Origin of the sequence: Arsukibacterium sp. (assembly GCF_033722355.1) — a bacterium.
Classification (GTDB): domain Bacteria; phylum Pseudomonadota; class Gammaproteobacteria; order Enterobacterales; family Alteromonadaceae; genus Alishewanella.
On the sequence record NZ_JAWVZF010000123.1, the window covers coordinates 1 to 8,437 of the forward strand.

Sequence of the window (8,437 nt, forward strand, 5' to 3'; positions counted from 1 at the left end):
GCTGCCTGAGTGAGCGTGGCGGCAATATTATCACTCTGCTTGGTACTCTGACTGGTGTTATCCTGGCTGGCCTCGCCCTTGGATGTGATATTCATTGCGGCCAGCGCCATCACCGATCCATTAGCCATTACAGACTGGCTTCTTTTAGCTGTCGCCAGGTCAGTTTCAGCCCTGGCCACTGTTTCTGTTGCAACCGGGGTTGCCGGCACCGGCGACACAAACCAGCCTTCTTTGCCAGGCTTGCTGGCGCCTGACATCAGCGTAATAGCGTTAGCAGTGCGACCCTCTGCGCTGGGCTCATCATCAGCGGCAGTATTCTCGCTGCTGGCTGCGGCATCACCAATGACGACGCCAGGCTGATTAACGATATTTAACTGCGCCTTATCAGTAGTATCAGATGTCAGATGCAAACGGGTCTGGCTTGCAATATCCAAAAATCCCAGCAGCGCGCCGGCATCGTTATCATCGGCCAGCAGTAGTTCTGCTGACGGTGGAGTAACCGGAGGAAGAGTAATTTCCGGCCGGCCTGCCGGCAGACCTTCCATGCTGGCCATGCGTTTACTTTTACCGCTGATAGTAAAAGCGGCAATACTTTGCCTGCCTGAAATTTGTAGTTCAGCTGACTGGTCTAGTAAGCGGCCGAAGTTTGTGGCTTTGCCAGCCTCATCCATTACCCCGCCTGACTGCTGAGCCATAGGCTCAGCGTCCGCTGTCAGCGGGCCTGAGCCTGAAAAGGATAGTGACAACAATGGATTCATCTGGTTCTCCTGGTTGTGGCACGGGTTCACAACTGAGTAAGAGTTACTGACGCAATATTATTGGAATTAATACAAAAATCGCGCCAGCTTTTCACAAAACGCTCATTACTGCTCTTCGGCACGTTGCCGGCGGAAAAATTGCTGGCTTGCATATTCGTCACTGAGGTTTTGCTGCTGGCGTTCCAGCAGTTGCAGCGCAGCAGCGTCGGAACGCTCTACCAGCAACTCCAGCGCCTTGCGCTTGGTCTGTAATTTTAACCAGCTTTGCTTGCGTTGCTCTGCCGCTGCCTTTGCCTGATGCACTACTCTGGCTTGCTGGATCAGCGCCTGGTCTAACTTACCGATAAAGCTAACATACTGATTATACTGGCGGCTTTGTAACCCCTGACTACCCTGGCGCTGGCTTTGCTGAATATATTCAGTGCGGTAGTTGGCTAACCCCTGATACTTTTGCTCTGCCTGCTGATAATATTGTTGTGCTTTAATAAACTGCGCCTGCAGGTTATCTTCGCGCTCGCGCTGCACTTTTATGATTAAATTAAAACGATGTTTTGCCATCAGCCGGCCATACGCTGGGCAGGTGCAACCTGACTCAACGCCACTAAACTTTCATCATAAGGCACAACTTCCTGCATTCCCTGTTGTAAAAAGGCTCTGATTTTCGGCATTAGTGCAATTGCCTGGTCGAGCAGCGGATCACTACCCCGCACATAAGCGCCAATTGCGATTAAATCTTTACTTTGCTGGTAACTGGCATACAGCTGCTTGATATTGCGGGCAAGCTGCTGATGCTCATTACTGGTCACCGCTGGCATGACCCGGCTAATCGATTTTTCAATGTCAATCGCCGGGAAATGACCGCTGTCGGCAAGCGCACGCGACAGTACAATATGGCCATCCAGAATGGCTCTGGACGCGTCTGCAATCGGGTCCTGCAGGTCATCCCCCTCTGACAATACCGTATAAAATGCGGTTATCGATCCCTGATGGCCGCTGCCATTACCGGCCCGCTCAACCAGTGCCGGTAATTTGGCAAACACTGAAGGCGGATAGCCTTTGGTGGCCGGTGGCTCACCTACCGCCAGCGCTATTTCACGCTGCGCCTGAGCATAACGGGTTATCGAGTCAATCAGTAGCAGCACATCCAACCCCTGCTCACGGAAATATTCAGCCACCTGAACCGCTGTTTCACAGCCTTTTAACCGCATAAGGGGCGACACATCAGCCGGCGCAGCAATCACTACCGCCCGGGCTTTGCCTTCTTCGCCGAGAATTTCATCAATAAACTCTTTTACTTCCCGGCCCCGCTCTCCAACCAGCCCCACCACGATAACATCGGCAGCAGTGCCCCGGGTCATCATACCAAGCAACACGCTTTTACCCACGCCACTACCGGCAAACAACCCCATTCGCTGCCCTTTGCCAACAGTGATAATGCTATTAATAGCCCTGACCCCGACGTCGAGTGGCTGTTTTACCGGGCGGCGCATAAGCGGATTAATGGGTTTCCCCTTACCTTTGCTGAACTCCGTGGTGCTAATCGGGCCTTTGCCATCGAGCGGCTTGCCAACTCCATCAATCACCCTGCCCAGTAAATTCAGGGTCAGCGGTATGCCTTTGTACTGAATCACCGGCGTTACCCTGGCGCCGGGAACCACCCCGGCAATATCATCCTGGGGCATCAGAAATAACCGGTCATTGGCAAAACCGACAACCTCTGCCAGAATAGCGCCCCGGGCCCCTTCTACCAGACAGGGCTGGCCAATGGCTGCCCGGCAGCCCGTTGCTTCAAGTGTTAAGCCGACCACCCGCACCAGATGTCCCGATACCGCAGGTAGGGAGGGATGAATATACTGCTGTTGCTGCTGCAGCCGGCTAAGCAAACTATTCGATTCAGTCATATCAGGTATTACCACGAGGTTGCTGCTTTGACGACTGTTCAGGCTCGCCTTGCGCGCTTTTGTGCTCAGCAGCAGGTTCTGCGGAGTTGGCAGCTTGATGCTCAGCAGAAACGTCTGGTGTTTGCTCTGTTGCCGGGTCAGTTGCAGCAATAGCAGCTGAGCTATCCGCCACCTCTGCTAACTGCAGGAAATGCTCGAGACTGCTTTGCAGCCGCTGGTTTAAACTTCGGTCAACACTTGAGCTGCTGCTTTCAACCAGACAACCGCCCTGCTCTATCATTGGCTCTGTCCGTAACTGCCAGCCACGCTCGGCTAATTCGGTGTCATCAAAATGATGCTTAATCCTGCTGATATCCGCTGGGTTAAGTTTAATGACCAGCTGACTGCTTTGTAATGGCAAGGCACTGACCGCTTCCTGCAGCGCTTTTAGTATCACCTGCGGGTTAGTTTTCACTTCGACATTAATCACCGCTTTAGCCATCGCCAGGCTAAGCTGAACTAATTCCTGTTCTACCCGGCTGTCTATTTTCGACAGTGGCTGCTGCAACTGATCAAGTAACACACTCAATTCAGCCCGCAAGGTATCAAGCTCTGTTGCGCCCTCGGCCAACCCCTGCTTTTTACCTTCGGCTAAACCTTGTTTAAAACCATCCTGCTGGCCCTGCTCACGTCCTTCGCTGTACCCTTTGGCAAAGCCCTCTTCCTTCCCCTGCAGAATACCCTCGTCATAGGCTGCCTGACGTATTTGCTCGATATCACCGGCCGTCAGCGGCCTGACCTCTATTTCTTCTTCAGCCTTCCCGGCTGCAGCGGCTCTGACTTCAGGTCGCTGCATATTTAAGGCGTTGGTCCGGGTATGCGCTGCATCTGCGTCGGCAGTCAGGTCTGGCACAGACCAGTGTTTTACCTGTTCTGATGCCTCAGGGTCCGGGGAATAAGGCCGGTTACGGGTGTACGCGCTTTTGCTCATCGCTAATTCCGTTGCCTGTTACAGCTAATTTGTTAGAGGAAGTCTTCACCACCACCACCACCGAGCATAATTTCGCCGGCATCTGATAACCGGCGTGCCGTTGACAGGATTTCTTTTTGTGCAGCCTCCACTTCGCTGACCCGCACCGGTCCCATCGCTTCCAGATCGTCCTGCAACAGTTCAGCCGCCCGTTTAGACATATTTTTCAGAATTTTCTCTTTCAGGTTCTCATCGGTGCCTTTGAGCGCCTTCATCAGCACGTCCTGCTGAACTTCACGCAGCAGTACCTGAATTCCCCGATCATCAACATCTATCAGGTTTTCAAATACAAACATCAGATCCTGAATTTGCTGTGCCATTTCCTCGTCATGCTCACGGATAGAATCCATCAGCTGGCCTTCGATATTGGTATCCAGGTAGTTCAGAATATCTGCTGCCGCTTTTAAGCCACCCATTTTCGCTGACTGAGTGCCCGCCTGGCCGGCAAATTGTTTTTCCATAATTTCGTTTAATTCCTGTAATGCGGCTGGTTGCACTTCTTCCAGATTAGCAATACGCATTGTTAAATCCAGTCTGACCTTCTCGGAGAACTGGGATAAAATCTCTGCCGATTGTTCCGGCTCAAGGTATGACAATACGATAGTCTGGATCTGGGGGTGCTCGTTGCGGATAATATTGGCCACCTGTTTCGAGTCCATCCATTTAAGTGAATCGAGGCCTTTAGCGCCCCCGCCCAGTACAATCTGGTCAATCAGATTGGCCGCTTTTTCTTCACCCAAGGCAGCTGTTAATGCCCGCTTAATAAATTCTTCACTCTGAAAACCAATCGTACTGAAATTCTGGATCTGTTCTATAAACAGCCGATGCACGGCCGAAATTTTCGCCTGGTTTAAATCCGTCATCTGGGCCATCGCCAGCCCGACTTTCTGGACCTGTTTCGGCTCAAGATGTTTTAAAATCTGGGCGGCATCTTCTTCCGACAGGCTGAGTAACAAAATGGCTGCTTTTTCAACACCATCCAGTTTACCGACATCGAAACTGCGTTTTTCTTCAATTTTATTCATCTTCAGCCAACCAGTTTTTCACTACCAGAGAGGATAATTCAGGTTCATTGGCGACCAGAGCCCGAACCGCCCGCAGTAAATCTTCATCACCATGCAAATCTGGCAGCATTAACGTGCCATCAGGCGCAAAACCCACTGCGTTTTCGTCAAACGTTGAATTTAGCATATCTATGGTGTCATCACCCAGATCCAGACCACTGCTGAGCGCTTTATCATCATACGCTTCACTGGTTTGCTCAGGGTTAATCAGTTTTTTCAGCATTGGCCGGACGATACCCAGCATCAGCGCGATAATAATCAGGCCACCAATCGCCAGCCGCAGGATCCGTAAAAACCATTCTTCCTGATAAAATGCCAGCGCTTCTTCAGCAAACACTTCTTCTTTGACAAAGGGTACTGAAATCACTTCAATGGTATCGCCACGCTGGGCATCAAAACCAATACCCCCCTGCAATAGCCGGCGGATATTAGCCAGTGATTCCTGACTACGCGGCTGCGGCTCGCTGACACCTTCGGCATTTGGTGGGCCAGGCTCATAGTCTACTGCCACCGACACCGATAAGCGACGAATAACCCCACTTTGCTGCGACGTATGGCTGATCGTGGTATCAAGCTCATAGTTACGGGTCGCCTCTTTGTGACTTCTGCCAGGAATTACCGGCCGGGCGTTCCCCCCCTCTGCTTCTTCCGGAATAGCTGAATTGAGCGGCGGTTGGTTTGAAAGAGCGCCGGGAATACCACCGCTACTACCGCCCACACTGCTTTCCTCAATAGTCATTTCACTGCGGATTGCCGGCAGATCAGGATTGAAACGTTTCTGGGTCTGCTCAACAGCGGTAAAATCCAGCATCAGATCGACCTGAGCCGTATAGTTGCCATACCCCAACACCGGCAATAGAATGGAATCCACTTTCTGGCGGTATTCATCTTCGCGGGCCCGTTGTAATTCGTGTTCGCGACGTGAGCGGGCAGCGCTGCCGTCCTGAGAACCACTGTTCAGCAAACGGCCACTTTGGTCCGTCACCGTCACTTTAGACGGCTCCATTCCCTGAACGGCCGAGGCAACCAAATCCACGATAGCATCCACTTCACTGTCCCGAATCATCGTGCCGCCACGCGCCGTCACTAATACGGTCGCTGATGGTGATGCCGCCTGTCTGGCAAACACATTTTCTTTTGGTATTGCCAGTAATACCCGGGCCCGGGCGACGCTTTGCAACTCTTCAATGGTACGGGCCAGTTGCTGTTCGCGACTGTGTTTTAAACGTTCCATTTCCAGGCGCTGACTTACTCCAAAACCACTATCCTGCAACAAAAACTCGGTACCTGCTGATGGCTCCTGAGTCAGGCCGGCCCGCGACAACCCCAGCTTGACAGCCTGGTATTGATCTTCAGCGACATAGATCACGTTGCCTTCAAGCTTATAATCCACTTGTTGCGAATCCAGATGGTCAAGTGTCTGAATAAGCTCTTGGGTTGCATAGGTACCCAGCGGGCGCATTTCTGCCTGCCGGGCCCAGAAGAAAATTAAAACGGCAATAACCAGACAGATCACCAAAGCAATAATCAGTGTGATCTGCCGCATCATATCGACACCGCCAATAGCGCCCAGAAAACCGGACTTCTGCTCCTGAGCTTCTGAATTATTAGTGCTGTTATAATCAGTGGGGCTTATAGCCAGCTCTGTTGATTGATTATCTGCCACGTGCTACCCCTTAAACCGGCATTGACATAATGTCTTTGTAGGCTTCAACCATTTTGTTGCGAACCTGCACTGTCGCCTCAAATGCCACTGAGGATTTTTGTGCCGCTATCATGGCCTGAACCAGCGATACATTAGGATCACCCATTTCAACCCGGTTTCTCAATTCACCTGCTTCCTGCTGAATGTTATTAACGGTTTTCAACGCATCCTTAAATAAGGTACTGAACTCAGACTGACTGGGATTAACCTCGGTCAGCTGACTGGCAGGTTTGAAGTCAGCCGACAAATTTCGGGCCTGACTGGCCATCGATTGCATTTGAGCGTATAACGCCTGACCTTTAATATTCATAACGGTACCCTGTTTAAAAATCTTGCGAGAAATCTGGCGTCAAATAATTGCCAACGCGGGATTGTAACGATACTAAGCAGGAGTTATGCCACATTTACATGGCTGTTTTTTAACAACAAAAAAGCCGTTAGTCCGGCTTTCTTGTTCTTGCTGTTATCAGTGGCTTAACGTGTTGTGGTTCAGGCCGGGAGTTCTATGCCGGATTCCCGCATGCGGGCCAGCTTGTAACGCAGGGTGCGATCACTGATGCCGAGCTTTTCAGCCACGGCTTTGCGCTTATAGGCGCATGCTTTTAACGTTGCCAGGATAATCCGGTGCTCCTGCTCGTGCAGTTCTGATTTAAAATTATCCGGCACCGCTGTCTCAGGCGCCACGGCAGAAGGTGGCGTGTTTGTTTCTGACGAGTGAAGTGCTGCTGCAGATGGAGCCACAGCTGTTGGTGGCGCAACCGCTGCCGGCTGAGCAGGCAGCGTACTGGCATCTGCCGATAACAAAATATCTGCCGGAGTGATCTGCTCACCCTGACACAGAATAAGTGCACGCTGAATAACATTATCCAGCTCACGGACATTGCCCGGCCAATTGTGCTGTACCAGCAGTTTTTTTGCGCTGTCACTGAGCGACAATACCGGCCGGCCCTGTTGCTGGCAGTACTTGCTGATCAGGTGGCTGGCCAGTGGCGCAATATCGTCCGGCCGCTCAGCTAATGCCGGCCAGTTAAGCGGAAATACATTCAACCGGAAAAAGAGATCCTGGCGAAAGTGACCTTCAGCGACAGCCTGCTGCAAATCGCGGTTACTGGTGGCCAGTACCCGCACATCCAGTTTAATGGTTTTACGACTTCCCAGCCGCTCCACTTCGCGCTCCTGCAACACGCGCAATAATTTGGCCTGCAGGTTTAAATCCATTTCGGTTATTTCATCCAGCAGCAAAGTGCCATGCTGTGCCTGCTCAAACTTACCCGGACAACCAGCGACCGCGCCCGTGAAAGCTCCTTTCTCATAGCCAAACAACGTAGATTCCAGCATATTCTCTGGAATAGCAGCGCAGTTAATGGCAACAAACGGCCCCTGTGCCCGTGCAGACTGCTGATGAATATAACGTGCCAGCACTTCCTTACCCGATCCACTTGGTCCTGAAATCATCACGCTGGCATCAGACCGTGCAACCCGGGCAGTGAGCTCCAGTAACGCTATGCTTGCCGGTGCCGCGACCACAGGCGTCGATGGGTTAGCCTGTTCAGCCACAACATAGCGGCTGACGGTGCTCAGTAATACCTGCGGCGCAAAAGGCTTCGCCAGATAATCCACCGCGCCGAGGCGAATAGCCTCAACGGCGTCCTGAACATTGGCGTAGGCCGTCATCATCAGCACCGGTAACTGTGGATAGTGCTGACGCAATGTTTTTAGCAGGGTTAAGCCGGACACCTGGCCCATTTGTACATCACTGACAACCAGTTGTACCTGCTGCTTTTTCAGCAGCAGCAGGGCACTCTCACTGCTGTCGGCGCTAAACACCTGATAATTAGCCAGACTAAGCGTATCGCATAAGGCTTCGCGCAATCCGGCATCATCCTCTACTATCAGTATGGGGGTGGCAGTTGTCATTCGATACCTCTGTTTTGAGAATTAGCTTGCTGATTGTCTGATCCAGAAAAATGGACAGGGATATTAATCACAAAGCAGGCACC

At 51.8% G+C, this 8,437-nt stretch carries 8 protein-coding genes; all 8 read right to left on the reverse strand.

The window, feature by feature from the left end; translation table 11 throughout:
- A partial coding sequence (locus R3177_RS10945; protein ID WP_318971065.1) for a hypothetical protein occupies positions 1-758 on the reverse strand: 758 nt, incomplete at its 3' end.
- A gap of 105 nt (positions 759-863) precedes the next feature.
- Positions 864-1,316 carry a flagellar export protein FliJ gene (gene fliJ / locus R3177_RS10950; RefSeq protein ID WP_318971066.1) on the reverse strand — a complete coding sequence of 151 codons (453 nt, stop codon included), beginning with the start codon at positions 1,314-1,316 and terminating at the stop codon, positions 864-866.
- Positions 1,316-2,659, reverse strand: a complete 1,344-nt coding sequence (gene fliI / locus R3177_RS10955; RefSeq protein ID WP_318971067.1) for a flagellar protein export ATPase FliI — start codon at positions 2,657-2,659, stop codon at positions 1,316-1,318. Before fliI ends, fliJ begins: the two co-directional genes overlap by 1 nt.
- A 1-nt stretch (position 2,660) precedes the next feature.
- Positions 2,661-3,629 carry a flagellar assembly protein FliH gene (gene fliH / locus R3177_RS10960; RefSeq protein ID WP_318971068.1) on the reverse strand — a complete coding sequence of 323 codons (969 nt, stop codon included), beginning with the start codon at positions 3,627-3,629 and terminating at the stop codon, positions 2,661-2,663.
- Between the two features lie 32 nt (positions 3,630-3,661).
- Positions 3,662-4,684 (reverse strand): flagellar motor switch protein FliG, encoded by a 1,023-nt coding sequence (gene fliG, locus R3177_RS10965; RefSeq protein ID WP_413229084.1) that lies wholly within the window; start codon positions 4,682-4,684, stop codon positions 3,662-3,664.
- A 1-nt stretch (position 4,685) separates the two neighbouring features.
- Complete coding sequence (fliF, locus tag R3177_RS10970; protein WP_318971070.1) at positions 4,686-6,398, reverse strand: flagellar basal-body MS-ring/collar protein FliF; 1,713 nt, start codon at positions 6,396-6,398, stop codon at positions 4,686-4,688.
- A 10-nt stretch (positions 6,399-6,408) separates the two neighbouring features.
- A complete protein-coding gene (gene fliE, locus R3177_RS10975; protein ID WP_318971071.1) occupies positions 6,409-6,747 on the reverse strand; it encodes a flagellar hook-basal body complex protein FliE in 339 nt (112 codons plus the stop codon).
- A gap of 179 nt (positions 6,748-6,926) precedes the next feature.
- The gene (locus R3177_RS10980) at positions 6,927-8,354 is read right to left on the reverse strand and encodes a sigma-54 dependent transcriptional regulator (RefSeq protein WP_318971072.1); all 1,428 of its coding nucleotides are present in this window, start codon (positions 8,352-8,354) and stop codon (positions 6,927-6,929) included.
- Positions 8,355-8,437: the final 83 nt, after the last annotated feature.